This is a genomic window from Stenotrophomonas sp. C3(2023) (assembly GCF_032911385.1).
Classification (GTDB): domain Bacteria; phylum Pseudomonadota; class Gammaproteobacteria; order Xanthomonadales; family Xanthomonadaceae; genus Stenotrophomonas.
On the sequence record NZ_JAWJLO010000001.1, the window covers coordinates 2,733,533 to 2,757,660 of the forward strand.

The 24,128-nt window shown below is 62.8% G+C and carries 27 protein-coding genes; all 27 read right to left on the reverse strand.

What is annotated here, in order from left to right:
- Window positions 1-66 precede the first annotated feature (66 nt).
- The 27 genes from rplR to rplA all read right to left on the reverse strand — a co-directional run bounded on the left by rplR (window position 67) and on the right by rplA (window position 24,127).
- Window positions 67-420, reverse strand: a complete 354-nt coding sequence (gene rplR / locus RZA67_RS12180; protein WP_317213002.1) for a 50S ribosomal protein L18 — start codon at window positions 418-420, stop codon at window positions 67-69.
- A gap of 85 nt (window positions 421-505) precedes the next feature.
- Window positions 506-1,030, reverse strand: a complete 525-nt coding sequence (rplF, locus tag RZA67_RS12185) for a 50S ribosomal protein L6 (protein WP_317213003.1) — start codon at window positions 1,028-1,030, stop codon at window positions 506-508.
- 18 nt (window positions 1,031-1,048) lie between these two features.
- The gene (rpsH, locus tag RZA67_RS12190; protein WP_317213004.1) at window positions 1,049-1,447 is read right to left on the reverse strand and encodes a 30S ribosomal protein S8; all 399 of its coding nucleotides are present in this window, start codon (window positions 1,445-1,447) and stop codon (window positions 1,049-1,051) included.
- 254 nt (window positions 1,448-1,701) lie between these two features.
- Entirely contained in the window at window positions 1,702-2,007 is a 306-nt protein-coding gene (gene rpsN / locus RZA67_RS12195; protein ID WP_317213005.1) for a 30S ribosomal protein S14, read from the reverse strand.
- 18 nt (window positions 2,008-2,025) lie between these two features.
- Window positions 2,026-2,568: a 50S ribosomal protein L5 gene (gene rplE / locus RZA67_RS12200; protein WP_317213006.1), complete on the reverse strand. Its 543-nt coding sequence runs from the start codon at window positions 2,566-2,568 to the stop codon at window positions 2,026-2,028.
- 11 nt (window positions 2,569-2,579) lie between these two features.
- On the reverse strand, window positions 2,580-2,897 hold the full coding sequence (gene rplX / locus RZA67_RS12205) for a 50S ribosomal protein L24 (protein ID WP_004154490.1): 318 nt from the start codon (window positions 2,895-2,897) through the stop codon (window positions 2,580-2,582).
- A 16-nt stretch (window positions 2,898-2,913) separates the two neighbouring features.
- Window positions 2,914-3,282, reverse strand: coding sequence for a 50S ribosomal protein L14 (rplN, locus tag RZA67_RS12210; protein WP_042614221.1), 369 nt, complete (start codon window positions 3,280-3,282; stop codon window positions 2,914-2,916).
- Between the two features lie 12 nt (window positions 3,283-3,294).
- Window positions 3,295-3,564, reverse strand: a complete 270-nt coding sequence (rpsQ, locus tag RZA67_RS12215) for a 30S ribosomal protein S17 (protein ID WP_317213007.1) — start codon at window positions 3,562-3,564, stop codon at window positions 3,295-3,297.
- Window positions 3,565-3,575: 11 nt separating this feature from the next.
- The gene (rpmC, locus tag RZA67_RS12220) at window positions 3,576-3,761 is read right to left on the reverse strand and encodes a 50S ribosomal protein L29 (protein ID WP_317213008.1); all 186 of its coding nucleotides are present in this window, start codon (window positions 3,759-3,761) and stop codon (window positions 3,576-3,578) included.
- A complete protein-coding gene (gene rplP / locus RZA67_RS12225) occupies window positions 3,761-4,174 on the reverse strand; it encodes a 50S ribosomal protein L16 (RefSeq protein WP_004154486.1) in 414 nt (137 codons plus the stop codon). The genes rpmC and rplP overlap by 1 nt, the downstream gene beginning before the upstream one ends.
- Before the next feature lie 5 nt (window positions 4,175-4,179).
- Window positions 4,180-4,914, reverse strand: coding sequence for a 30S ribosomal protein S3 (rpsC, locus tag RZA67_RS12230; protein WP_317213009.1), 735 nt, complete (start codon window positions 4,912-4,914; stop codon window positions 4,180-4,182).
- Window positions 4,915-4,931: 17 nt separating this feature from the next.
- Window positions 4,932-5,267, reverse strand: coding sequence for a 50S ribosomal protein L22 (rplV, locus tag RZA67_RS12235; RefSeq protein WP_080375339.1), 336 nt, complete (start codon window positions 5,265-5,267; stop codon window positions 4,932-4,934).
- Window positions 5,268-5,279: 12 nt separating this feature from the next.
- The gene (rpsS, locus tag RZA67_RS12240; protein ID WP_317213010.1) at window positions 5,280-5,549 is read right to left on the reverse strand and encodes a 30S ribosomal protein S19; all 270 of its coding nucleotides are present in this window, start codon (window positions 5,547-5,549) and stop codon (window positions 5,280-5,282) included.
- A gap of 6 nt (window positions 5,550-5,555) precedes the next feature.
- On the reverse strand, window positions 5,556-6,383 hold the full coding sequence (gene rplB / locus RZA67_RS12245; RefSeq protein ID WP_317213011.1) for a 50S ribosomal protein L2: 828 nt from the start codon (window positions 6,381-6,383) through the stop codon (window positions 5,556-5,558).
- Between the two features lie 10 nt (window positions 6,384-6,393).
- Window positions 6,394-6,693, reverse strand: a complete 300-nt coding sequence (gene rplW / locus RZA67_RS12250) for a 50S ribosomal protein L23 (RefSeq protein ID WP_004145338.1) — start codon at window positions 6,691-6,693, stop codon at window positions 6,394-6,396.
- On the reverse strand, window positions 6,690-7,295 hold the full coding sequence (gene rplD / locus RZA67_RS12255; protein ID WP_102944279.1) for a 50S ribosomal protein L4: 606 nt from the start codon (window positions 7,293-7,295) through the stop codon (window positions 6,690-6,692). The genes rplW and rplD overlap by 4 nt, the downstream gene beginning before the upstream one ends.
- Window positions 7,296-7,307: 12 nt before the next feature.
- Window positions 7,308-7,958: a 50S ribosomal protein L3 gene (rplC, locus tag RZA67_RS12260; protein ID WP_317213012.1), complete on the reverse strand. Its 651-nt coding sequence runs from the start codon at window positions 7,956-7,958 to the stop codon at window positions 7,308-7,310.
- Between the two features lie 11 nt (window positions 7,959-7,969).
- On the reverse strand, window positions 7,970-8,281 hold the full coding sequence (gene rpsJ, locus RZA67_RS12265) for a 30S ribosomal protein S10 (protein WP_010341589.1): 312 nt from the start codon (window positions 8,279-8,281) through the stop codon (window positions 7,970-7,972).
- 331 nt (window positions 8,282-8,612) lie between these two features.
- A complete protein-coding gene (gene tuf / locus RZA67_RS12270; protein ID WP_317213013.1) occupies window positions 8,613-9,803 on the reverse strand; it encodes an elongation factor Tu in 1,191 nt (396 codons plus the stop codon).
- 48 nt (window positions 9,804-9,851) lie between these two features.
- Window positions 9,852-11,993, reverse strand: coding sequence for an elongation factor G (gene fusA, locus RZA67_RS12275; RefSeq protein WP_317213014.1), 2,142 nt, complete (start codon window positions 11,991-11,993; stop codon window positions 9,852-9,854).
- A 137-nt stretch (window positions 11,994-12,130) separates the two neighbouring features.
- Window positions 12,131-12,598, reverse strand: a complete 468-nt coding sequence (gene rpsG, locus RZA67_RS12280) for a 30S ribosomal protein S7 (protein WP_317213015.1) — start codon at window positions 12,596-12,598, stop codon at window positions 12,131-12,133.
- Between the two features lie 11 nt (window positions 12,599-12,609).
- On the reverse strand, window positions 12,610-12,984 hold the full coding sequence (gene rpsL / locus RZA67_RS12285; RefSeq protein WP_004145320.1) for a 30S ribosomal protein S12: 375 nt from the start codon (window positions 12,982-12,984) through the stop codon (window positions 12,610-12,612).
- A 332-nt stretch (window positions 12,985-13,316) separates the two neighbouring features.
- Complete coding sequence (rpoC, locus tag RZA67_RS12290; RefSeq protein WP_317213016.1) at window positions 13,317-17,540, reverse strand: DNA-directed RNA polymerase subunit beta'; 4,224 nt, start codon at window positions 17,538-17,540, stop codon at window positions 13,317-13,319.
- A gap of 89 nt (window positions 17,541-17,629) precedes the next feature.
- Complete coding sequence (gene rpoB, locus RZA67_RS12295; protein WP_317213017.1) at window positions 17,630-21,784, reverse strand: DNA-directed RNA polymerase subunit beta; 4,155 nt, start codon at window positions 21,782-21,784, stop codon at window positions 17,630-17,632.
- A gap of 296 nt (window positions 21,785-22,080) precedes the next feature.
- Window positions 22,081-22,449, reverse strand: a complete 369-nt coding sequence (gene rplL / locus RZA67_RS12300; protein ID WP_317213018.1) for a 50S ribosomal protein L7/L12 — start codon at window positions 22,447-22,449, stop codon at window positions 22,081-22,083.
- Window positions 22,450-22,512: 63 nt separating this feature from the next.
- Entirely contained in the window at window positions 22,513-23,049 is a 537-nt protein-coding gene (rplJ, locus tag RZA67_RS12305; protein ID WP_317213019.1) for a 50S ribosomal protein L10, read from the reverse strand.
- Between the two features lie 379 nt (window positions 23,050-23,428).
- Window positions 23,429-24,127 (reverse strand): 50S ribosomal protein L1, encoded by a 699-nt coding sequence (gene rplA, locus RZA67_RS12310; protein ID WP_317213020.1) that lies wholly within the window; start codon window positions 24,125-24,127, stop codon window positions 23,429-23,431.
- Between the last annotated feature and the right edge of the window lies 1 nt (window position 24,128).

Genomic DNA, 24,128 nt, shown 5'->3' on the forward strand with positions numbered 1-24,128 from the left:
CGTCGCCCGGCTGAGCCCCAGCCGGCAGGCAGGCGGAAAGGGGCCGCTGGCCCCTTTCCTTGTCCCTTAGAACTGCAGACCGGCTTCGCGGGCAGCGTCAGCCAGGGCCTTGATGCGGCCGTGGTAACGGTAACCGGAACGGTCGAAGGCAACCTTCTCGATGCCGGCAGCCTTGGCGCGCTCGGCAACGATACGGCCAACCTTGGCGGCAGCGTCGGCGTTCTTGCCGTTCTTCAGGCCTTCGATCACTTCGGACTGCGTGGTGCTGGCAGCAGCCAGCACCTTCGAGCCGTCGGCGGTGAAGACCTGGGCGTACAGGTGCTGACCGGTGCGCAGCACCGACAGACGGGCAACGCCGAGCTCACGGATGTGGGCGCGGGTCGACTTGGCGCGACGCAGGCGGGCGATGTTCTTGTTCATTTGATTATTCCCTGAAAGCTGAAGGATGGGCTTTTCCCTGGGGAGTCCGCACAGCGATGTGCGGGCTCTTGCGAGGGACTCGCACTTACGCCTTCTTGGCTTCCTTACGGATGATGACTTCGTCGGAGTACTTCACGCCCTTGCCCTTGTACGGCTCCGGCTTGCGGAACGCACGGATCTTGGCGGCAACTTCACCAACGACCTGCTTGTCGGCGCCCTGGACCAGAATTTCGGTCTGGGTCGGGGTGCTGATGGTGATGCCTTCCGGCGCCACGAACAGGACCGGGTGCGAGAAGCCCAGCGACAGGTTCAGGTCCTTGCCCTGCATGGCAGCGCGGTAACCCACGCCCACCAGCTCCAGCTTGCGCTCGAAGCCTTCGGACACGCCCTTGACCATGTTGGCCAGGATCGCACGCACGGTGCCGGTCAGTGCGACCAGCTCAGCGTTCTCGGTGCTCAGGGTGGCAACGCCGTTCTCGACGTTGATGGCAATACCTTCCGGCTTGGCCAGCGACAGGGTGCCCTTCGGGCCCTTGGCGGTGACGTTGTCAGCGGTGACGTTCAGTTCAACCTTGCCCAGGTCGATCGGCTTTTTGGCTACGCGGGACATGTTCTACTCCTTCTCGCCTTAGGCCACGAAGCACAGGACTTCGCCGCCGACGCCCAGCTGGCGCGCCTGCGCATCGGTCATGATGCCCTTGGAGGTGGAAATGATGGAGATACCCAGGCCATTCATGACCTTCGGCAGCTCGCTCTTGCCGCGGTACTGACGCAGACCCGAACGCGAGAAGCGCTTCAGGGTCGCGATGACCGGCTTGCCTTCGAAATACTTCAGCACGATTTCCAGCTCGGCCTTGTTGTTCTCGAGCGGGGTAACGCGCAGATCGCTGATGTAACCCTCGTCCTTCAGGACCTGGGCGATCGCAACCTTGATCTTGGACGACGGGGCTTTCACCGTCTGCTTGCCCACCGCTGCCGCATTCTTGATGCGGACCAGCAGGTCGGCGATGGGATCAGTCATGCTCATTCTGAGTACCTTTGAGTGCACCGATATCCGCTTTCGCGAATTTCTGTTGTGTCCTGGAAACGGGCCAGGTCCCTTGGTGCGCGGGCCAATGGCCCTGCCCACACCCTACCCTTCGCAGGGCAAGACGCGGGATTATACGCCAAAAGAGCCCGACCTGCGTCGGGCTCTTCGGTTTTTTTCAGGGAAAGCTGAACGCCCTCCCCTGCTGGGTCACGTCCTGCCCTGGCGGGCTGGACGTGGCACGGCCGGCTGGATTACCAGCTGGCCTTGCGCAGGCCCGGCACGTCGCCACGCATGGTGGCTTCGCGGAGCTTGTTGCGGCCCAGGCCGAACTTGCTGTACACGCCACGCGGACGGCCAGACAGTTCGCAACGGTTGCGATGGCGGCTCGGCGACGAATCGCGCGGCAGCTTCGACAACTTGGTGGCGGCTTCGATCTTCTCTTCGTAGCTCGCGTCCACGGAGGACACGATCTTCTTCAGAGCAGCGCGCTTGTCAGCGAACTTCTCAGCCAGCTTCTTCCGCTTGATGTCGCGGTTGACCATGGAGGTCTTTGCCATTTCGGATTCCTCGACGTATCAGTTACGGAACGGGAACTTGAACGCTGCCAGCAGCGCCCTCGCTTCCGCATCGGTCTTCGCCGTGGTGGTGATGGCGATATCCATGCCGCGGATCGCGTCGACAGCGTCGAAGTCGATTTCCGGGAAGATGATCTGTTCCTTCACACCCATGTTGAAGTTGCCGCGACCGTCGAACGAGCGACCCGACACACCACGGAAGTCGCGCACGCGCGGCAGCGAGATGTTGATCAGACGATCCAGGAACTCGTACATCTTTTCACGACGCAGCGTGGTCTTGCAGCCGATCGGCCAACCGTCGCGGATCTTGAACGAAGCCACCGAAACGCGCGACTTGGTGACCACCGGCTTCTGGCCGGAGATCTTTGCCATGTCGGCGACGGCGTTTTCGAGGATCTTCTTGTTGGTCGCTGCTTCGCCGACACCCATGTTCAGGGTGACCTTGACCAGCTTCGGCACTTCCATCGGATTGGTGTAGCCGAACTGCTTCATCAGCGCCGGCACCACTTCTTCCTTGTAGAACTTTTCGAGACGGGTATTCATCTACGCATTCCTCAGGCGTCGAGCGCCTCACCGCTGGAGCGGAACACACGCAGTTTGCGTCCATCCTCCAGCACCTTGAAGCCAACGCGTTCGCCCTTGCCCGAAGCCGGGTTCAGCACATTCACGTTGGAGATATGGATCGACGCTTCGCGCTCGACCACGCCACCAGCAACACCTGCCTGGGGGTTCGGCTTGGTGTGGCGCTTGACGATGTTCACGTTGGCGACGACCACACGGTCGCCGTCGACGCGGACGACTTCGCCCTGCTTGCCCTTGTCCTTGCCAGCGTTGACGACAACCTGGTCGCCCTTCTTGATACGGTTAGCCATGATTATCTCCTGTCGCTCACAGCACTTCGGGAGCGAGCGAGACGATCTTCATGAACTTCTCGGAACGAAGTTCACGGGTCACCGGCCCGAAGATACGGGTACCGATCGGCTCCTGCTTGTTGTTCAGCAGAACGGCAGCGTTGCCGTCGAAGCGGATCAGCGAACCGTCGGGACGACGCACACCCTTGCGGGTACGCACCACGACGGCGTCGTAGACTTCGCCCTTCTTGACCTTGCCGCGCGGAATCGCATCCTTCACGGTGACCTTGATGATGTCGCCGATGTGGGCATAACGGCGCTTGGAACCACCCAGCACCTTGATGCACATCAGTTCCTTCGCACCGGAATTGTCCGCGGCGTCAAGGTAGCTCTGCATCTGGATCATGATTCAGACTCCTTATTCAGCCGCACGCGTGATGACTTCCACCACGCGCCAGTTCTTGGTCTTGGACATCGGAGCAATTTCGGTCACGCGCACGACATCGCCTTCCTTGCAGGCGTTGTCGGCGTCATGGGCGTGCAGCTTGGTCGAGCGCTTGATGTACTTGCCGTACAGTGCGTGCTTGACCTGGCGCTCGACCAGGATGGTGACCGTCTTGTCCATCTTGTTGCTGACGACACGGCCTTCGACCGTGCGCAGCGTCTTCTTTTCAGTATTGTCGCTCATAGCGGCCATCCTTACTTGGTGCTGCCGAGCAGGGTCTTGACGCGAGCAATCTCGCGACGGACCCGGCGGATATCGTGGGTCTTCGGCAGCTGCCCGGTGACCTGCTGCATGCGGACAGAGAACTGTTCCTTACGCAGGTCGATCAGGTGGGCTTTCAGTTCGTCAGCCGACTTTTCACGGAGTTGTTTGAGGTCCATCAGCGCACCGTCCGGGTTACGAAAGTGGTGGTGACCGAGAGCTTGGCGGCGGCCAGGCGGAACGCCTCGCGTGCCACTTCTTCGGAGACACCCTCGATTTCATAGATCATGCGACCGGGCTGGATCTGGGCTACCCAGTATTCCACGTTGCCCTTACCCGAACCCATTCGAACTTCGATGGGCTTCTTGGTGATGGGCTTGTCGGGGAACACACGGATCCACATCTTGCCACCGCGCTTGACGTAGCGGCTGATCGAGCGGCGGGCCGCTTCGATCTGACGCGCGGTCAGCTGACCGTGGGCGGTTGCCTTGAGACCGTATTCGCCGAAGCTGACAGCGTTGGCGCTCCAGCTCAGACCGTCGTTACGGCCCTTGTGTACCTTGCGGTATTTGGTTCGCTTGGGTTGCAACATTGCCGTTACCTCGCTTCACGAGCCGGGCGCTGACGGTCACCGCGGTCGCCGCGATCATGACGATCGTTGCGCGACGGGGTGTCGTCCTGCTTTTCCTGGCCAACCTGGGAGAAATCGAAGACCTCGCCCTTGTAGATCCAGACCTTGATGCCGATGATGCCGTAGGTCGTCTTGGCTTCAGCGAAGCCATAGTCGATGTCGGCACGCAGCGTGTGCAGCGGCACGCGGCCTTCGCGGTACCACTCCGAACGGGCGATTTCCGCACCGTTGAGGCGGCCACCGACGTTGACCTTGATGCCCAGGGCACCCAGGCGCATCGCGTTGCCGACCGAACGCTTCATCGCGCGGCGGAACATGATGCGACGCTCCAGCTGCTGCGCGATCGACTCGGCAACCAGCTGTGCGTCCAGCTCGGGCTTGCGCACTTCGGTGACGTTGATGTGCGCCGGAACGCCCATCATCTCGCTCACTTCCTTGCGCAGCTTCTCGATGTCCTCACCACGCTTGCCGATCACCACGCCCGGACGGGCGGTGTGGATCGTCACGCGCGCGGTCTTGGCCGGACGCTCGATCAGGATCTTGCTGATGCCGGCCTGAGCCAGCTTCTTGCGCAGCATGTCGCGCACTTTGAGGTCGGCTGCCAGGTAACCAGCGAACTCGGCCTTGTTGGCGTACCACTTGGAGTTCCAGTCCTTGGCGATACCGAGGCGGATACCAATCGGATGAACTTTATGACCCATGGTCTTTTCCTTTCCGCTTACTTGCCGGCGCCCACAACCACAGTGATGTGGCTGGTGCGCTTGAGGATGCGGGTACCGCGGCCTTTCGCCCGCGCCATGAAACGCTTCAGGGTCGGACCTTCATCTACCATGATGGTCTGGACCTTCAGCTCGTCGACGTCAGCGCCCTGGTTGTTCTCGGCATTGGCAATTGCCGACTCCACCACCTTCTTGATCAGGTGGGCAGCCTTCTTGTCCGAGAACTTCAACAGGTTCACCGCACGCTCGGCCGGCAGACCGCGCACCTGGTCAGCGACCAGACGTGCCTTCTGCGGGGAGATGCGCGCAGTGCGCAGGATGGCTTTCGCTTCCATTGTCATCTCTCCTTACTTGCCCGACTTCTTGTCACCACCGTGACCCTTGAAGGTCCGGGTGATGGCAAACTCGCCGAGCTTGTGGCCGACCATGTTCTCGTTGACGAGAACCGGGATGTGGTTTTTGCCGTTATGCACAGCAATGGTGACGCCTACCATTTCCGGCAGGATCATCGAACGACGCGACCAGGTCTTGACCGGACGCTTGCTACCCGCAGCGGCAGCCACCTTAGCAACCAGGTGGTGATCGACAAACGGGCCCTTCTTGAGTGAACGTGCCATGGTCGATTAGCCCCTACGATCGCGGACGATGAACTGCTGAGTGCGCTTGTTATGGCGCGTCTTGTAACCCTTGGTCGGGACACCCCACGGGGTGACCGGATGCGGGTTACCCTGGCCGGCCTTGGCCTCACCACCACCGTGCGGGTGGTCAACCGGGTTCATGGCAGCACCACGAACGGTCGGGCGGACGCCGCGCCAACGCTTGGCACCGGCCTTACCCAGCTTTTCCAGGTTGTGCTCGTCGTTACCGACTTCGCCGATGGTGGCGCAGCACTCGATCGGCACCTTGCGCATTTCACCCGAGCGCAGGCGCAGGGTGGCGTAGATGCCTTCACGTGCGACCAGCTGCACGGCAGCGCCGGCGGCGCGGGCGATCTGGGCACCCTTGCCCGGCTTCAGTTCGATGCCGTGGATGGTGGTACCGACCGGGATGTTGCGCAGCGGCAGAGTGTTGCCCGCCTTGATCGGGGCGTCCGAACCTGCGATCACCTGATCACCGGCCTTCAGACCCTTCGGGGCGATGATGTAGCGACGCTCGCCGTCGACGTAGCACAGCAGGGCGATGTGGGCGGTGCGGTTCGGATCGTATTCGATGCGTTCCACGCGCGCCGGGATGCCCAGCTTGTTGCGCTTGAAGTCGATGATGCGGTAGTGCTGCTTGGCGCCACCACCGACGTGACGCACGGTGATGCGGCCGTGGTGGTTACGACCACCGGAGCGGCTCTGCGACTCGACCAGGGCAGCGTGCGGAGCACCCTTGTGCAGGTCGGGAGTGACCACGCGCACGGCCGAACGGCGGCCGGGGGAAGTGGGCTTGAATTTCATCAATGGCATGGGATGTACCTCAGGCCTTGGCCGTTACATCGATCGACTGGCCATCGGCCAGACGAACGTACGCCTTGCGCCAGTCGCCGCGGCGGCCAGCACGGTTACGGAAGGACTTGTTCTTGCCCTTGACGTTGACCACGTTGACGGCCTCGACCTTGACGTCGAACAGCTGCTCGACCGCGGCCTTTACATCGGCCTTGGTGGCTTCGTTCGAGACTTCGAAGACATACTGGTTGGAGAGTTCCTGCAGGCGCGCGGTCTTTTCGGAGACACGCGGGGCACGCAGCACGCTGAAGATTTTTTCGTTGCTGTTCATGCCAGCCACTCCTCGACCTTCTTGACCGCGTCAGCGGTGATGACGACCGTGTCGGCACCGACCAGCGACACCGGGTCCAGACCCTGCACGTCACGCACTTCCACGTAGGGAACGTTGCGGGCCGACAGGTACAGGTGCTCGGAGGCTTCTTCAGTGACGATCAGCGGGCGCTTGCCCACTTCCAGGCCGGCCAGCTTGGCGATCAGACCCTTCGTGCTGGTCGCTTCGACGTCGAAGGACTCCACGATGGTCAGACGGCCCTGACGGTTCAGCTCGGACAGGATCGCGCACATGGCGGCACGGTACTGCTTACGATTGACCTTCTGCTCGAAGCTGCGCGGCTTGGCCGCGAAGGTGACACCACCGCCGACGAAGATCGGAGCCGTCAGTGCGCCATGACGCGCGCCGCCGCCCTTCTGCTTCTTCGACTTCTTGGTGGTACCAGCCACTTCGGAGCGAGTCTTCTGTGCCTTGGTGCCGGCGCGACCGGCGTTGCGGTAAGCAACGACGACCTGGTGGACCAGATCTTCGCTGAAATCGCGACCGAACACGGCGTCGGAGACCGAGACCTTGTTGTTGCTACCCGTGATAACGAGTTCCATCGTCATCTCTCCTTATGCCTTGCTCGCCGGACGGACGATCACATCGCCACCCGCCGCGCCAGGAACGGCGCCGCGAACTGCGATCAGACCGCGCTCGACGTCGACCTTGACCACTTCCAGGTTCTGCGTGCTCTGCTGCACGGCGCCCATGTGGCCCGACATCTTCTTGCCCGGGAAAACGCGACCCGGGGTCTGGCGCTGACCCAGCGAACCCGGCGCGCGATGCGACAGCGAGTTACCGTGGGTTGCATCGCCCATACGGAAGTTGTAGCGCTTGATGGTGCCCTGGAAACCCTTACCCTTGGTGACACCCTGGACGTCGACGATCTGGCCGACTTCAAAGATGTCCGCCTTGACTTCGCCGCCGACGGCGAAATCGCCGAGCTGCGAATCTTCAACGCGGAACTCCCACAGGCCACGACCCGCTTCCACCTTCGCCTTGGCGAAGTGGCCGGCTTCCGGCTTGTTGACCAGGGCAGCGCGACGCGCGCCGACGGTCACCTGCACGGCGCTGTAGCCGTCGGTTTCGACGGTCTTGACCTGCGCGATGCGGTTCGGGGTTGCTTCAATCAAGGTCACCGGGATGGACCGGCCATCTTCGGTGAAAACGCGGCTCATGCCAGCCTTGCGGCCCACGAAGCCCAACGAATACTTCTTCGTCATGGTCGTAGTCCTCAGGTCAGCTTGATCTGAACGTCGACGCCGGCAGCCAGTTCGAGCTTCATCAGCGCGTCCACGGTCTTGTCGTTGGGGTCGACGATATCGAGCACGCGCTTGTGCGTGCGGGTCTCGTACTGGTCACGCGCGTCCTTGTCGACGTGCGGGGAGACGAGGATGGTGTAACGCTCGATCTTGGTCGGCAGCGGGATCGGGCCACGCACTTGCGCGCCGGTCCGCTTGGCCGTTTCAACGATCTCGCTGGCCGAACGGTCGATCAGACGATGATCGAACGCTTTCAGCCGGATACGGATCTTTTGGTCCGCCATGACGGTGATTCCTTCGTTAAAAGAGCGACGAGCAAGGCCTCTGGGTTGCCTTGCCCCATGAAAATCCTGAATAAAGACAGCCCGCAATCCTGTGGGCCGACAAGGTCAATCCATGGACCCCAAAACAACAGGCAGACCAGTTTCCCGGCCTGCCCAGACGTGGAAGCATAATGGCACGCAAGGCAGCTGTCAACAGTTGCCTGTTGACGCCGCCTGAATGGCATTGACCGTTCCTGGTCCGGGGAACACAAGGCACATCCTGTGCCTGCTTTCCCATTTAAAACGCCCCGATGCCCTACCCAGGCAACATCGGGGCGCCGATTCTAGCAGATTACGCGATGATCTTCGAGACCACGCCGGCGCCGACGGTACGACCACCTTCACGGATTGCGAAGCGCAGGCCTTCGTCCATTGCCACCGGGTTGATCAGCTCGACAACCATCTTCACGTTGTCGCCCGGCATCACCATCTCGACGCCTTCCGGCAGGTTGGCCTTACCGGTGATGTCGGTGGTGCGGAAGTAGAACTGCGGGCGGTAGCCGTTGAAGAACGGGGTGTGACGGCCGCCCTCGTCCTTCGACAGCACGTACACTTCGCCTTCGAAGGTGGTGTGCGGCTTGATCGTGCCCGGCTTGGCCAGCACCTGGCCACGCTCGACGTCGTCACGCTTGGTGCCGCGCAGCAGCAGACCGGCGTTGTCGCCTGCCTGGCCCTGGTCCAGCAGCTTGCGGAACATTTCCACGCCGGTGACGGTGGTCTTCTGCACCGGACGGATGCCGACGATCTCGATTTCCTCGCCGACCTTGATCACGCCGCGCTCGATACGACCGGTCACCACGGTGCCGCGGCCCGAGATCGAGAACACGTCTTCCACCGGCATCAGGAACGGCTTGTCGACCGCACGCTCCGGCTCCGGGATCCAGCTGTCGAGCGCGTCGACCAGCTTGATGATCGCCGGCACGCCGATGTCGCTCTGGTCGCCTTCCAGCGCCAGACGAGCCGAACCGGCGATGATCGGGGTGTCGTCGCCCGGGAAGTCGTACTTGCTCAGCAGTTCGCGCACTTCCATTTCGACCAGCTCGAGCAGCTCGGCATCGTCAACCATGTCGGCCTTGTTCAGGAACACGACGATGTACGGCACGCCGACCTGACGCGACAGCAGGATGTGCTCGCGGGTCTGCGGCATCGGGCCGTCAGCAGCCGAGCAGACCAGGATCGCGCCGTCCATCTGCGCAGCACCGGTGATCATGTTCTTGACGTAGTCGGCGTGGCCGGGGCAGTCAACGTGAGCGTAGTGGCGGCTGGCGGATTCGTATTCGACGTGAGCGGTCGAAATCGTGATGCCGCGGGCCTTCTCTTCCGGCGCGGCGTCGATGGCGTCGTAGCCCTTGAACTCGCCACCGAAGCGCTCGGCACCGATCTTGGTCAGTGCAGCGGTCAGCGTGGTCTTGCCGTGGTCGACGTGACCGATGGTGCCGACGTTGACGTGCGGCTTGGTGCGCTCGAACTTACCCTTTGCCATTGTTATCTACCTTTATTCAAAAAAGTTGGGGAGGACCTGAGCTTGCGCTCAGGCCTTCTTCATGACCGCTTCGGCGATGTTGTTCGGCGCCGGCTCGTAGTGGTCGAACTCCATGGTGAAGGTGGCGCGGCCCTGGGTCTGCGAACGCAGCGCCGTGGCGTAGCCGAACATTTCACCCAGCGGGATCATCGCATTGATGATGCTCGCCGAACCGTCACCGGTGGTATCAGAACCCTGCAGAACGCCGCGACGACGGCTGACGTCGCCCATCACGTCACCCTGATAGTCTTCCGGGGTAACGATTTCGACCTTCATGATCGGCTCCAGCAACACCGGCTTGGCCTTCGAGAAGCCCTGCTTGAAGGCCATCGACGAAGCCAGCTTGAACGCCATTTCCGACGAGTCAACGTCGTGGTACGAACCGAAGACGAGCTTGACCTTCACGTCCACCACCGGGAAGCCGGCCAGCGGGCCGCTGGTGATGGTTTCGCGCAGACCCTTTTCCACCGACGGAATGAATTCCTTCGGAATGACACCACCGGTGATGTCATTGATGAACAGGAAGTCATCCTTGATCTGGGCGGCCAGCTTCTCGTCAGCGCGGTCTTCAGCGGTGATCGGCGACAGCTCGATCACGACGTGACCGTACTGACCCTTACCACCGGACTGCTTGGCGTGCTTGTAGTCCGACTTGACGTCGGCCATGGTGATGGTTTCGCGGTAGGCCACCTGCGGCGCGCCGACGTTGGCTTCAACGTTGAATTCGCGCTTGAGGCGGTCAACGATGATGTCCAGGTGCAGCTCGCCCATGCCCGAGATGATGGTCTGGCCGGACTCCTCGTCGGTCTTGACGCGGAACGACGGATCTTCCTGGGCCAGACGACCCAGTGCCAGACCCATCTTTTCCTGGTCGGACTTGGTCTTCGGCTCGACGGCCATCGAGATCACCGGTTCCGGGAACGTCATGCGCTCCAGGATGATCGGGGCATCGACAGCGCACAGGGTGTCACCGGTCGTGGTGTCCTTCAGGCCCACGGCAGCGGCGATGTCACCGGCCAGAACTTCCTTGATTTCCTCGCGGTTGTTCGAGTGCATCTGCAGGATGCGGCCGATGCGCTCCTTCTTGCCCTTCACCGAGTTCAGCACGGTGTCGCCACCGTTCAGGGTGCCCGAGTAGACGCGGAAGAACGTCAGCGCGCCGACGAACGGGTCGGTGATGATCTTGAAGGCCAGCGACGAGAACGGAGCCTTGTCGTCGGACTTGCGGGTCATCGCCTTGGTGTCGTCGTCCACGTCGGTACCATTGACGTCCGGCACGTCGACCGGCGACGGCAGCAGCTGGATCACGCCGTCGAGCATGGCCTGCACGCCCTTGTTCTTGAACGCCGAACCGCAGTACATCGGGACGATTTCGGTGGCCAGGGTACGGGTGCGCAGTGCATTGATGATTTCAGCCTCGGCCAGCTCTTCGCCGCCCAGGTACTTTTCCATCAGCTCTTCGCTGGCTTCAGCCGCGGTCTCGATCATGAAGGTGCGCGCCTCTTCAGCAGCGTCCTTCAGCTCGGCCGGGATTTCGCCGTACTCGAACTTCATGCCCTGCGAGGCTTCATCCCAATGGATGGCCTTCATCTTGAGCAGATCGACGACGCCCTTGAAGTTTTCCTCGGCACCGATCGGCAGCTGCATCGGCACCGCGACGGCGCCGAGCTTGGCCTTCAGCTGGCCCACGACCTTGGAGAAGTTGGCACCGGTGCGGTCCATCTTGTTGACGAACGCGATGCGCGGCACCTTGTACTTGTTGGCCTGGCGCCACACGGTTTCCGACTGCGGCTGCACGCCACCGACGGCGCACAGCACGAACACGGCACCGTCGAGCACGCGCAGCGAGCGTTCGACTTCGATGGTGAAGTCAACGTGCCCGGGGGTATCGATGATGTTGAAACGGTGCTCCGGCAGGGACTTGTCCATGCCCTTCCAGAACGCGGTGGTCGCAGCGGACTGGATCGTGATGCCACGCTCCTGCTCCTGCTCCATCCAGTCCATGGTTGCAGCGCCGTCGTGCACTTCACCGATCTTGTGGCTCTTGCCGGTGTAGAACAGGATGCGCTCGGACGTGGTGGTCTTGCCGGCATCGATGTGAGCCATGATGCCGAAGTTACGGTAACGCTCGATGGGAGTGGTGCGGGCCACGGGAGCCTCTCGATTTCTTGGATTTCGGATGGCCGAACGCCGCCTTGCGGCGGCCTTCGGGTTGGCGCAGCCCTTCTGGGGCCGCGAGGCAGCACCAGCAATGGTGCTGCCCTGCCTGTTTTACAAGGCCGTAAAACTTACCAGCGGTAGTGCGCGAAGGCCTTGTTGGCTTCGGCCATACGGTGGGTTTCTTCACGCTTCTTGATCGCGCCGCCACGGTTTTCCGAGGCATCGATCAGTTCGGCGGCCAGCTTCTTCGGCATGGAGTTCTCACCACGCTTGCGCGCGGAGTCGATCAGCCAGCGCATGGCCAGCGCCATCTTGCGCGAGGAACGCACTTCGACCGGCACCTGGTAGGTGGCACCGCCGACGCGACGCGACTTGACTTCGACCGCCGGAGCGACATTGTCCAGCGCCTTCTGCACCAGCTCGATGGAGTTGCCGTTCTTCTCGGAGATGACGTCCATCGCACCGTAGACGATCTTCTCGGCCACGGACTTCTTGCCGCTCTGCATCACCATGTTGATGAAGCGGGCGATGGTTTCACTTCCGTGCTTCGGATCGGGCAGGACGGAACGCTGCGGAGTATTACCCTTACGCGACATGTGCTCTCTCCTTATGCCTTCGGACGCTTGGCGCCGTACTTCGAACGGGCCTGGCGACGCTTGGCGACGCCGGCGGCATCGAGCGAGCCACGAACGGTGTGGTAACGCACACCCGGCAGATCCTTGACGCGGCCGCCACGGATCAGGACCACGGAGTGCTCCTGCAGGTTGTGGCCTTCACCACCGATATAGGAGATCACCTCTTCCTGGTTGGTCAGGCGAACCTTGGCAACCTTGCGCAGAGCCGAGTTCGGCTTCTTCGGAGTGGTGGTGTAAACGCGCGTGCAGACGCCACGGCGCTGCGGGCACTTGTCGAGCGCCGGCGAGGCACTCTTATAGGTGGTAGCTTGCCGCGGCTTGCGGACCAGCTGGTTGATCGTCGCCATCAGTAGGTTCTTCTGATTGGTGGCCAGGAACTGGCCAGAGATGCGGAAATGTTAAAGCAGGCCAAATTTCTGGCCTGCTGAGACAGACGATTGTAGCAACCTGTCAGAAACGCGGTCAACTGCGTCCTGTCAAGCCCATCCCTGATCCCGGGACGTTACAGGGGGGCCTCCATGTACCCCGTTCAGGTTCAGCATTGAATGCCGCAAGCGGCAGACCCGGCTGTTACAGCCAGACTGGACGACCTGCATCGCCCTGCCCTTTCTTCTCCGGTCGGACATGGCCCGACCGGTGCAGCAAAGGTGGGTCCGACCGGGCGGCCGGACCCCGTACCTCATTCTTCGCCCGAGGCCTGTTCGGCTTCGACTTCCACCGCCGGGGCTTCCACCGCGACCGGCGTGCCGGCCAGGGTCTGCAGCTCCGAGTCGGTCAGGCCCGTGGCGCCACGACGGCGCTGGCTGTGGTAGGTCAGACCGGTACCGGCCGGAATCAGACGGCCGACGATGACATTTTCCTTCAGGCCGCGCAGATTGTCCTTGGTGCCGCGGACGGCAGCCTCGGTCAGCACGCGGGTGGTCTCCTGGAAGGACGCTGCCGAGATGAACGACTCGGTGGCCAGCGACGCCTTGGTGATGCCCAGCAGGACCGGATCGAAGCGGGCCGGCAGTTCATTGCGGGTACCGAGGCGTGCATTCTCCTCGATTACACGCTGACGTTCCACCTGCTCACCATTCAGGAACTTGCTGTTGCCCTGGTCGGTGATTTCAACCTTGCGCAGCATCTGACGGGTGATGACCTCGATGTGCTTGTCGTTGATCTTCACGCCCTGCAGGCGGTACACGTCCTGGATTTCCTTGACCAGGTAAGCCGCCAGCGGCTCGACACCCAGCAGACGCAGGATGTCCTGCGGGCTCGGCTCGCCGTCCACGATGGTTTCGCCCTTGGTGACGTGCTCGCCTTCGAACACGATCACCTGGCGATACTTCGGAATCAGCTCTTCGTGCTCCGAACCATCGGTGTCCTTGATGATCAGGCGCTGCTTGCCCTTGGTGTCCTTGCCGAAGCTGATGATGCCCGAACGTTCGGCCAGCACTGCCGGATCCTTCGGCTTGCGGGCTTCGAACAGATCGGCCACGCGCGGCAGACCACCGGTGATGTCGCGGGTCTTGGACGCCTCCTGCGGAATCTTGGCAACCACGTCGCCCACGCCCACCGGCGCGCCGTCCTGCAGGTTGACGATCGAGCGCGGCGGCAGCAGGTACTGCGCCGGCAGATCGGTGCCCGGGATGGACAGGTCGTTGCCCTTGGCGTCGACGATGCGCACGATCGGGCGCAGGTCCTTGGCCTGGGTACCACGGCGCTTCGGGTCGGTGATTTCGCGCGACGCCAGACCGGTCAGTTCGTCGGTCTTTTCGATGACGGTCACACCGTCGACGAAGTCGATGAAGCGCACGAAACCGGCCACTTCCGAGACGATCGGGTGGTTGTGCGGATCCCAGTTCGCCACCGTCTGGCCAGCCTTGACGGCTTCGCTGTCCTTGGAGGTGATGGTGGCACCGTAGGGCAGCTTGTAACGCTCACGCTCACGGCCGTGGGCATCGAGCACCGAGATTTCGCCCGAGCGCGACACCGCCACCAGCGAGCCGTTGGCGTGCTCGACCGACTTGAGGTTGTTGAACTTCACCGAACCGGTGGTCTTGACCGTGATGTTATCCACGGCAGCCGCACGCGATGCCGCACCACCGATGTGGAACGTACGCATGGTGAGCTGGGTACCCGGCTCACCGATGGACTGGGCAGCGATGACGCCGACCGCTTCACCGATGTTGACCAGGTGGCCACGGGCCAGATCGCGGCCGTAGCAGCGGGCGCAGACACCGAAGGCCGACTCGCAGGAGATCGTCGAGCGGACCTTGATGGTCTGCACGCCGGCTTCTTCCAGCTTCGCCACCCAGGCTTCGTCCAGCAGCGTGTTGCGGGTGACGATCGGATCCTCGTCGTTGCCCGGCAGGAACACGTCCTCGGCCACGACGCGGCCCAGCACGCGGTCCTTCAACGGCTCGACAACGTCGCCGCCTTCCACGATCGGGGTCATGATCAGACCTTCGGTGGTACCGCAATCCACCTCGGTGATCACCACGTCCTGCGCCACGTCGACCAGACGACGGGTCAGGTAACCCGAGTTGGCGGTCTTCAGCGCGGTATCGGCCAGACCCTTACGGGCACCGTGGGTGGAGTTGAAGTACTCCTGCACGTTCAGGCCTTCGCGGAAGTTCGCCTTGATCGGCGTCTCGATGATCGAGCCATCCGGACGGGCCATCAGGCCACGCATGCCGGCCAGCTGACGGATCTGCGCCTGCGAACCACGCGCACCCGAGTCGGCCATGATGTACAGCGAGTTCATCGACTTCTGGTCGATGGTCTCACCCTTGGCGTTGAGCACCTTCTCGGTACCGATGGTGTCCATCATCGCCTTGGCGATGCGCTCATTGGTGCGCGACCAGATGTCGACCACCTTGTTGTAGCGCTCACCGGCGGTGACCAGACCCGACTGGTACTGCTCCTGGATTTCCAGCACTTCGGCTTCGGCCTCGGTGAGGATGCCCTTCTTCTCGTCCGGGATCAGCATGTCGTCGATGCCGATCGAAACGCCGGCACGGGTCGCGTAGGCAAAGCCGGTGTACATCAGCTTGTCGGCGAACACCACGGTGTCCTTCAGGCCCAGCTGACGGTAGCTGGAGTTGATCAGACGGCTGATGTTCTTCTTGGTCAGCTCGGTGTTGGCCAGCGCGAACGGCAGGCCTTCGGGCAGGATTTCAGCCAGCAGCGCACGCCCGATCGTGGTGTCCACGATCGAGTTGCGCGACTGCTTGTTGCCGTCCTCGTCGGTCACCACCTCGGTGATGCGGACCTTGACGCGCGCGTGCAGTTCCACCACGCGGTTGTCGTAGGCGCGCTTGACCTCGGCGATGTTGGCGAAGGCCATGCCCTCGCCCTTCTTGTTCTCCAGCGAGCGGGTCATGTAGTACAGACCCAGCACCACGTCCTGCGACGGCACGATGATCGGCTCGCCGTTGGCCGGCGACAGGATGTTGTTGGTGGACATCATCAGCGCACGCGCTTCCAGCTGGGCTTCCAGCGAGAGCGGCACGTGGACGGCCATCTGGTCACCGTCGAAGTCGGCGTTGAACGCGGTGCAGACCAGCGGGTGCAGCTGGATGGCCTTGCCTTCGATCAGCACCGGCTCGAACGCCTGGATGCCCAGACGGTGCAGGGTCGGCGCACGGTTCAGCATCACCGGATGCTCGCGGATCACCTCTTCCAGGATGTCCCAGACTTCGGCTTCTTCGCGCTCGACCAGCTTCTTGGCGGCCTTGATGGTGGTGGCCAGGCCGCGACGCTGCAGCTTGGCGAAGACGAACGGCTTGAACAGCTCCAGCGCCATCTTCTTCGGCAGGCCGCACTGGTGCAGGCGCAGGTACGGACCGACCACGATGACCGAACGGCCCGAGTAGTCCACGCGCTTGCCGAGCAGGTTCTGGCGGAACCGACCCTGCTTGCCCTTGATCATGTCGGCCAGCGACTTCAGCGGGCGCTTGTTGGTGCCGGTGATGGCACGGCCGCGACGGCCGTTGTCCAGCAGCGCATCGACCGATTCCTGCAGCATGCGCTTTTCATTGCGCACGATGATGTCCGGCGCACTCAGTTCGAGCAGACGGCGCAGGCGGTTGTTGCGGTTGATGACGCGGCGGTACAGGTCGTTCAGGTCCGAGGTCGCGAAGCGGCCACCGTCCAGCGGCACCAGCGGACGCAGGTCCGGCGGCAGCACCGGCAGCACGGTCATCACCATCCACTCCGGACGGTTGCCCGACTCGAGGAAGGCCTCGATCAGCTTGATGCGCTTGGTCAGTCGCTTGAGCTTGGTTTCCGAACCGGTGGCGGCGATCTCCTCGCGCAGGCGGGTCATCTCCGACTGCAGGTCGATCGTGCGCAGCAGTTCGTAGACGGCCTCGGCGCCCATGGCGGCGTCGAAGTCATCCCCGTGTTCCTGACGGGCGGTCAGGTACTGCTCTTCGGTCAGCAGCTGGCGGCGCTCCAGGGCGGTCAGGCCCGGCTCGGTCACCACGTAGGCTTCGAAGTACAGCACGCGCTCGATGTCACGCAGCGTCATGTCCAGCATCAGGCCGATGCGCGACGGCAGCGACTTGAGGAACCAGATGTGCGCGACCGGCGATGCCAGGTCGATGTGGCCCATGCGCTCGCGGCGCACCTTGGCCAGGGTCACTTCGGTACCGCACTTCTCGCAGACCACGCCGCGGTGCTTCATGCGCTTGTACTTGCCGCACAGGCACTCGTAGTCCTTGACCGGCCCGAAGATGGCGGCGCAGAACAGGCCGTCGCGTTCCGGCTTGAAGGTACGGTAGTTGATGGTTTCCGGCTTCTTCACTTCGCCGAAGGACCACGAGCGGATCAGGTCCGGCGAGGCCAGCGCGATCTTGATCGCGTCGAAGTCCAGCGTCTGGCGCTGCTGGTTGAAGAGGTTGAGCAGGTCTTTCATGGTGTTCTCCAGAAGGAGGAATGCTTTGTCGATGGGCTGTCGGTCAACGGTCCGGCAGCGCGGCGGCGAAGCCGCCGCGCCGGCACGGATCAGTTGTCTTCCAGTTCCATGTTGATGGCCAGCGAACGGATTTCCTTCACCAGCACGTTGAAGGATTCCGGCATGCCGGCAACCATCTCGTGCTCACCGTCGACGATGTTCTTGTACATCTGGTTACGGCCCTGCACGTCATCGGACTTCACCGTCAGCATTTCCTGCAGGGTGTAGGCCGCGCCGTAGGCTTCCAGTGCCCAGACTTCCATTTCACCGAAGCGCTGGCCGCCGAACTGCGCCTTGCCGCCCAGCGGCTGCTGGGTGACGAGCGAGTACGGACCGGTCGAGCGCGCGTGCATCTTGTCGTCGACCAGGTGGTTCAGCTTCAGGTAGTGCATGTAACCGACCGTGGTGTGGCGGTCGAAGGCTTCGCCGGTGCGGCCGTCATACAGCTGGGTCTGACCACTGCTCGGCAGGTCGGCCAGTTCCAGCATGCGCTTGATTTCCGCTTCGGTGGCGCCGTCGAACACCGGGGTGGCCATCGGCACGCCGTCGGTGAGGTTACGTGCCAGACGCAGCAGCTCCTCGTCACTGAACTGCGACAGGTCGACACGGTTGGCCACGTTGGTGTCGTCGTGGTTGTAGATGTCGTCCAGGAACCTGCGCAGGTCGGCAACCGCAGCCTGGGCTTCCATCATCGCCTGGATCTTGCGACCCAGACCCTTGGCCGCCCAGCCCAGGTGCACTTCCAGAATCTGGCCGATGTTCATACGCGAAGGCACGCCCAGCGGGTTCAGCACGATGTCGACAGTCTCGCCCGATGCCATGTACGGCATGTCCTCGACCGGCACCACGTTGGAGACCACACCCTTGTTGCCGTGGCGGCCTGCCATCTTGTCGCCCGGCTGGATGCGGCGCTTGACCGCCATGAACACCTTGACCATCTTCAGCACGCCCGGGGCGAGGTCGTCGCCGGCGGTGATCTTGCCGCGCTTGTCGGCGAAGCGACGCTCGAATTCCTTCTCGTGCGCCTGGATCTGCTTCTGCGCGCGCTCGATGGCTTCGGCAGCGTCCTCGTCCTTCATGCGCAGCACGAACCAGTCAGCCTTCTTCAGACCGTCCAGGTAGGCGTCACTGATGACGTCGCCCTTCTTCAGGCCGGCGCCGCCGTTGACCACCTTGCCCACGATCTGCGAACGCAGACGCATGTAGATGGCCGCTTCCAGGATGCGGAACTGGTCGTCGAAGTCCTTCTTGACGCGCTTGATCTCCGATTCCTCGATCTGGCGCGCACGCTTGTCCTTCTCGATGCCGTCGCGGGTGAAGACCTGCACGTCGATGACGGTGCCGTCCATGCCCGGCGGCACGCGCAGCGAGCTGTCCTTCACGTCCGAAGCCTTCTCGCCGAAGATCGCGCGCAGCAGCTTCTCTTCCGGGGTCAGCTGGCTTTCGCCCTTCGGGGTGACCTTGCCGACCAGGATGTCACCGGCACGCACTTCGGCGCCGATGTACACCACGCCGCTCTCGTCCAGACGGTTCAGCGCCTGCTCGGAAACGTTCGGGATATCGGCGGAGATTTCCTCCGGCCCCAGCTTGGTGTCACGCGCGACGCAGGTCAGTTCCTCGATGTGGATCGTGGTGTATCGATCCTCTTCCACCACGCGCTCGGAGAGCAGGATGGAGTCTTCGAAGTTGTAGCCGTTCCACGGCATGAACGCGATCAGCATGTTCTGGCCCAGGGCCAGCTCGCCGATGTCGGTGGACGGACCGTCGGCCAGCACGTCGCCGCGGGCGATGACATCACCCACCTGGACCAGCGGACGCTGGTTGATGCAGGTGTTCTGGTTCGAGCGGGTGTACTTGACCAGGTTGTAGATGTCCACGCCGGCGTCGGTTGCGCCGATGATTTCTTCTTCGTTGACCTTGACCACGATGCGCGCAGCGTCGATCTGCACGATCTCGCCACCACGACGGGCGTTGACGGTCACACCGGAGTCGCGGGCCACGGCGCGTTCGATACCGGTACCCACCAGCGGCTTCTGCGCACGCAGCGTCGGCACGGCCTGGCGCTGCATGTTGGCGCCCATCAGTGCACGGTTGGCGTCATCGTGCTCCAGGAACGGCACCAGTGCCGCTGCGATGGACACGGTCTGCATCGGCGAGACGTCCATGAAGTGGACCTCCGCCGGCGGCTTCAGCAGCGACTCGCCCTGGAAGCGGCAAGGCACGAACTGCTCGGTGAGCACGCTGTTGGCATCGGTCAGGGCATTGGCCTGGGCGATGACGTACTCGTTTTCTTCGATGGCCGACAGGAACTCGACTTCATCATGGACCTTGCCGTCCACGACCTTGCGGTACGGCGTCTCGAGGAAGCCGTACTGGTTGGTGCGGGCGTACACGGCCAGCGAGTTGATCAGGCCGATGTTCGGGCCTTCCGGCGTTTCGATGGTGCAGACGCGGCCGTAATGGGTCGGATGCACGTCGCGCACTTCGAAGCCGGCGCGCTCGCGGGTCAGACCGCCCGGGCCCAGTGCGGAGACACGACGCTTGTGCGTGACTTCCGACAGCGGGTTGTTCTGGTCCATGAACTGCGACAGCTGCGAGGAGCCGAAGAACTCCTTGATGGCGGCAGCAACCGGCTTGGCGTTGATCAGTTCCTGCGGGGTCAGGCCTTCGGACTCGGCCATCGACAGGCGCTCCTTGACCGCGCGCTCGACGCGGACCAGGCCCACGCGGAACACGTTCTCGGCCATTTCACCGACCGAGCGCACGCGACGGTTGCCCAGGTGATCGATGTCATCGACCACGCCGCGACCATTGCGGATCTCGGTCAGAACCTTGATCACGTCCAGGATGTCGGACGACTCGCCGTGCGCGGCAACCAGACGCTTGGACTCTTCGTCGTTGCGCTCGCCGTAGTACTTGCGGTCGTACAGCACGGCTTCACCGGTGACTTCCTTGCGGCCGACACGACGGTTGAACTTCATGCGGCCGACCGTGGACAGGTCGTAGCGCTCGAAGGTGAAGAACAGATTGTGGAACAGGTTCTGCGCGGCATCCTTGGTCGGCGGCTCGCCCGGACGCATCATGCGGTAGATCTCGACCAGCGCTTCGAGCTGGGTCTTGGTCGGGTCGATGCGCAGGGTGTTGGACAGGTACGGGCCACGATCCAGATCGTTCACCCACAGCGTGCCCACCGCATCGACGCCGGCCTTGCGGAAGTTCTGCAGCTGCTCGTCGGTGATCTCGTCGTTGGCCTGCGCCAGCAGTTCGCCGGTCGAGGCGTCGACCACGTCGTGCGACAGGATGCGACCGACCAGGTAGTCGTCCGGCACGGCCAGTGCGGCGATGCCCGAGGCTTCCAGCTGCTTGACGTGGCGCGCGGTGATGCGCTTGCCGGCTTCCACGATGACCTTGTCACCGTCAGCCAGGTCGAAGCCCAGGGTTTCACCACGCAGACGCTCGGCGACCAGCTCCAGCTGCACGCCTTCGTCGGGATTGATGTGGAAGGTGTTGACCTCGAAGAACTCGGCCAGCATTTCCTCGTTGCTGTAGCCCAGGGCGCGCAGCAGGATCGACACCGGCAGCTTGCGGCGACGGTCGATACGGGTGAACAGCGCATCCTTCGGGTCGAACTCGAAGTCCAGCCAGGAGCCGCGGTACGGGATGATGCGGGCGCTGTACAGCAGCTTGCCCGAGCTGTGGGTCTTGCCACGGTCGTGGTCGAAGAACACACCCGGCGAGCGGTGCAGCTGCGAAACGATGACGCGCTCGGTACCGTTGACGATGAAGGTGCCGTTGTCGGTCATCAGCGGGATTTCGCCGAGGTAGACCTCCTGCTCCTTCACGTACTTGATGGCCTTGGTCGACGACTCACGGTCGTAGATCACCAGACGCACGGTCACGCGCAGCGGCGCGCCGTAGCTCATGCCGCGCTGGCGGCACTCGCGTTCGTCGAAGACCGGCTCGCCCAGCTTGTAGCCGACATATTCCAGGGCAGCATTGCCGCTGTAGCTGGCGATCGGGAAGACCGACTTCAGCGCTGCGTGCAGGCCGTGGTCCGTGCGCTTGGCCGGGTCGACATTTTCCTGCAGGAATTCACGGTAGGAATCCACCTGGATCGCGAGCAGGAACGGCACTTCGAGAATCGAGCGCTGCTTGCCGAAATCCTTGCGGATGCGCTTTTTTTCGGTGAACGAATAGGACGTCATGAGGTCTTCCACCTTGTTGTGCGGGGCGTGCGTCCACGACCCTGAAGGGAACTTGAAATTGTCAGTTGGAAGTCGCTGGTATTGCCGGCACCAGCACGCCTTCTCCCGCTACTTCCAACTGCCAACTCGTCTGCCTGCTCTGCCCTGCCGCCGCGCATGGCGCTGGCTGGCCGGGGGTTCACTGCAGCCCGCGTTGGGCTTTTTTCAACGTATTGCAACAACGACCAAAGGCCGGGGGCTTACGCCCCCAGCCTTGGCTGCACCGCCGTGATTCGATGGCGACGCAAGGGATCTGCTTACTTGACTTCGACAGTCGCGCCAGCAGCTTCCAGGTCCTTCTTCATCTTCTCGGCTTCGTCCTTCGAGGCGCCTTCCTTCAGCACGCCACCGGCTTCTGCCAGGTCCTTCGCTTCCTTCAGGCCCAGGCCGGTGATGGCGCGGACGGCCTTGATGACCTCGACCTTCTTGTCGCCGGCGGTCTTCAGGGTGACGGTGAACTCGGTCTGCTCTTCAACAGCAGCGGCCGGGCCAGCGGCAGCAGCCACGGCAACCGGAGCAGCGGCGGAGACGCCGAACTTCTCTTCGATGGCCTTGACCAGCTCCATCACTTCCATCAGGGACTTTTCGGCGATTGCTTCGACGATCTGGTCGTTGGTAAGGGACATGATTGATACCTTTGAATGATTTTCTGGGGTCAGGTTCCGTCAGGAACCACGGTAAGTCGAAACTCAGGCGGTCTCGGCGGCCGGTTCGGCAGCGTCGGCGGCGGCTTCGCCACCTTCCTGCTTCTCGCCGATGGCCTTGATGGCGCGGGCGAACATCGTGACCGGCTCGGTCAGGACGCGTGCCAGCATTGCCAGGGCCTGGTCGCGGGTCGGCAGCGAGGCCAACACGTCAACGTGGCTTGCCGGGAACACTTCGCCACCAATGGCGACGACCTTGGGCTGCAGCTTGTCGTTGCCCTTGGCGAATTCCTTGATCAGGCGACCGGCTGCGCCGGGCTCCTCAAGCGAGAACGCATACAGCAGCGGACCAACCAGCTTGTCCTGCGCGCATGCAAACTCGGTGCCTTCAACAGCACGCGAAGCCAGGGTGTTCTTGACAACCTTCAAGAAAACACCGGTTTCACGCGCCTGCTTGCGCATCGCGGTCATCTGGGAGACCGTGGTGCCAGCGTATTCGGCTGCGATCAAGGAGTGGGCCTTGGCGGCGACGTCTGCCAGCTCCGCGACTACTTCTTGCTTCTGGGACAGATTGAGAGCCATTGCACTCCTCCAATTGAACTCCGCTTACGGCTCCTGCCGTGTGCGGTCCTGTGCGGCGTCCTTCCTGGACGCCGGGAACATCAGGGTGATGTTCCGGGGGGTGGGCCGTTCCAGAACTGGAAGCGCGGGATAACCCGAACAGCGACTACCAGAAAAAACTCCAGAAGGGCACCATCTACGCAGGGTGATCCTCGCGGATCGATTAAGCGGCGATGACTGCTCCGGCGGCGACTCCTTGCCAGTTCGAGCGTCCCTGCCCGTCGCCGGTATGCCACGACCGCGCCTGCGGTCTTTGACGGCTACCACTGGCGATGTACGGCCAGCGATGCCTTCAAATGTGACGGACACGGCACCTGGGCGCCGTGCCCGCTTCAAGCCATTACTTCAGGTTCAGCGACGACTGGTCGACGGTGACGCCCGGGCCCATCGTCGAGGAGACCGAAACCTTCTGCAGGTAGGTGCCCTTCGAGGTGGCCGGCTTGGCCTTGACCAGGTCCAGCAGCAGTGCGGTCAGGTTCGACTTCAGCGCGTCTTCGGCGAAGTCGGCCTTGCCGATGGTGCAGTGGATGATGCCGGCCTTGTCGGTGCGGTAACGCACCTGGCCCGACTTGGCGTTCTTGACGGCTTCGCCCGGGTTGGCCGAGACGGTGCCGACCTTCGGGTTCGGCATCAGGCCGCGCGGGCCCAGCACGGTGCCCAGCTTGCCGACAACGCGCATGGCATCCGGGGTCGCGATGACCACGTCGTAGTTCAGATCGCCGGCCTGCATCTTCTCGGCCAGATCGTCCATGCCGACGGCTTCGGCGCCAGCTGCCAGGGCTTCGTCAGCCTTGGCACCGGCCGGAGCGAACACGGCAACGCGGACCGACTTGCCGGTACCGGCCGGCAGCACGGTGGAGCCACGGACCTGCTGGTCGGACTTCTTCGCGTCCACGCCCAGGCGCACGGCGACGTCGATCGACTCGACGAACTTGGCCTTGGCAGTGGTCTTCAGGATGTTGATTGCGTCCTCGAAGGCGTATGCCTTGCCCGGGACGACGGCGGCCTTCAGGGCCTTCTCACGCTTGGTCTGTGCCATC

What these genes read in the sequence shown, in the direction of transcription:
- rplR (WP_317213002.1), bottom strand. Translation starts at nt 420, where the DNA reads ATGAACAAGAACATCGCCCGCCTGCGTCGCGCCAAGTCGACCCGCGCC.
- rplF (WP_317213003.1), bottom strand. Translation starts at nt 1,030, where the DNA reads ATGTCCCGCGTAGCCAAAAAGCCGATCGACCTGGGCAAGGTTGAACTG.
- rpsH (WP_317213004.1), bottom strand. Translation starts at nt 1,447, where the DNA reads ATGAGCATGACTGATCCCATCGCCGACCTGCTGGTCCGCATCAAGAAT.
- rpsN (WP_317213005.1), bottom strand. Translation starts at nt 2,007, where the DNA reads ATGGCAAAGACCTCCATGGTCAACCGCGACATCAAGCGGAAGAAGCTG.
- rplE (WP_317213006.1), bottom strand. Translation starts at nt 2,568, where the DNA reads ATGAATACCCGTCTCGAAAAGTTCTACAAGGAAGAAGTGGTGCCGGCG.
- rplX (WP_004154490.1), bottom strand. Translation starts at nt 2,897, where the DNA reads ATGGCTAACCGTATCAAGAAGGGCGACCAGGTTGTCGTCAACGCTGGC.
- rplN (WP_042614221.1), bottom strand. Translation starts at nt 3,282, where the DNA reads ATGATCCAGATGCAGAGCTACCTTGACGCCGCGGACAATTCCGGTGCG.
- rpsQ (WP_317213007.1), bottom strand. Translation starts at nt 3,564, where the DNA reads ATGAGCGACAATACTGAAAAGAAGACGCTGCGCACGGTCGAAGGCCGT.
- rpmC (WP_317213008.1), bottom strand. Translation starts at nt 3,761, where the DNA reads ATGGACCTCAAACAACTCCGTGAAAAGTCGGCTGACGAACTGAAAGCC.
- rplP (WP_004154486.1), bottom strand. Translation starts at nt 4,174, where the DNA reads ATGTTGCAACCCAAGCGAACCAAATACCGCAAGGTACACAAGGGCCGT.
- rpsC (WP_317213009.1), bottom strand. Translation starts at nt 4,914, where the DNA reads ATGGGTCATAAAGTTCATCCGATTGGTATCCGCCTCGGTATCGCCAAG.
- rplV (WP_080375339.1), bottom strand. Translation starts at nt 5,267, where the DNA reads ATGGAAGCGAAAGCCATCCTGCGCACTGCGCGCATCTCCCCGCAGAAG.
- rpsS (WP_317213010.1), bottom strand. Translation starts at nt 5,549, where the DNA reads ATGGCACGTTCACTCAAGAAGGGCCCGTTTGTCGATCACCACCTGGTT.
- rplB (WP_317213011.1), bottom strand. Translation starts at nt 6,383, where the DNA reads ATGCCATTGATGAAATTCAAGCCCACTTCCCCCGGCCGCCGTTCGGCC.
- rplW (WP_004145338.1), bottom strand. Translation starts at nt 6,693, where the DNA reads ATGAACAGCAACGAAAAAATCTTCAGCGTGCTGCGTGCCCCGCGTGTC.
- rplD (WP_102944279.1), bottom strand. Translation starts at nt 7,295, where the DNA reads ATGGAACTCGTTATCACGGGTAGCAACAACAAGGTCTCGGTCTCCGAC.
- rplC (WP_317213012.1), bottom strand. Translation starts at nt 7,958, where the DNA reads ATGACGAAGAAGTATTCGTTGGGCTTCGTGGGCCGCAAGGCTGGCATG.
- rpsJ (WP_010341589.1), bottom strand. Translation starts at nt 8,281, where the DNA reads ATGGCGGACCAAAAGATCCGTATCCGGCTGAAAGCGTTCGATCATCGT.
- tuf (WP_317213013.1), bottom strand. Translation starts at nt 9,803, where the DNA reads ATGGCAAAGGGTAAGTTCGAGCGCACCAAGCCGCACGTCAACGTCGGC.
- rpsG (WP_317213015.1), bottom strand. Translation starts at nt 12,598, where the DNA reads ATGTCGCGTAAGGGTAATACTCCGCAGCGTTCCGTCCTGCCCGATCCG.
- rpsL (WP_004145320.1), bottom strand. Translation starts at nt 12,984, where the DNA reads ATGGCGACGATCAACCAGCTGGTCCGCAAGCCGCGGCAAGCTACCACC.
- rpoC (WP_317213016.1), bottom strand. Translation starts at nt 17,540, where the DNA reads ATGAAAGACCTGCTCAACCTCTTCAACCAGCAGCGCCAGACGCTGGAC.
- rpoB (WP_317213017.1), bottom strand. Translation starts at nt 21,784, where the DNA reads ATGACGTCCTATTCGTTCACCGAAAAAAAGCGCATCCGCAAGGATTTC.
- rplL (WP_317213018.1), bottom strand. Translation starts at nt 22,449, where the DNA reads ATGTCCCTTACCAACGACCAGATCGTCGAAGCAATCGCCGAAAAGTCC.
- rplJ (WP_317213019.1), bottom strand. Translation starts at nt 23,049, where the DNA reads ATGGCTCTCAATCTGTCCCAGAAGCAAGAAGTAGTCGCGGAGCTGGCA.
- rplA (WP_317213020.1), bottom strand. Translation starts at nt 24,127, where the DNA reads ATGGCACAGACCAAGCGTGAGAAGGCCCTGAAGGCCGCCGTCGTCCCG.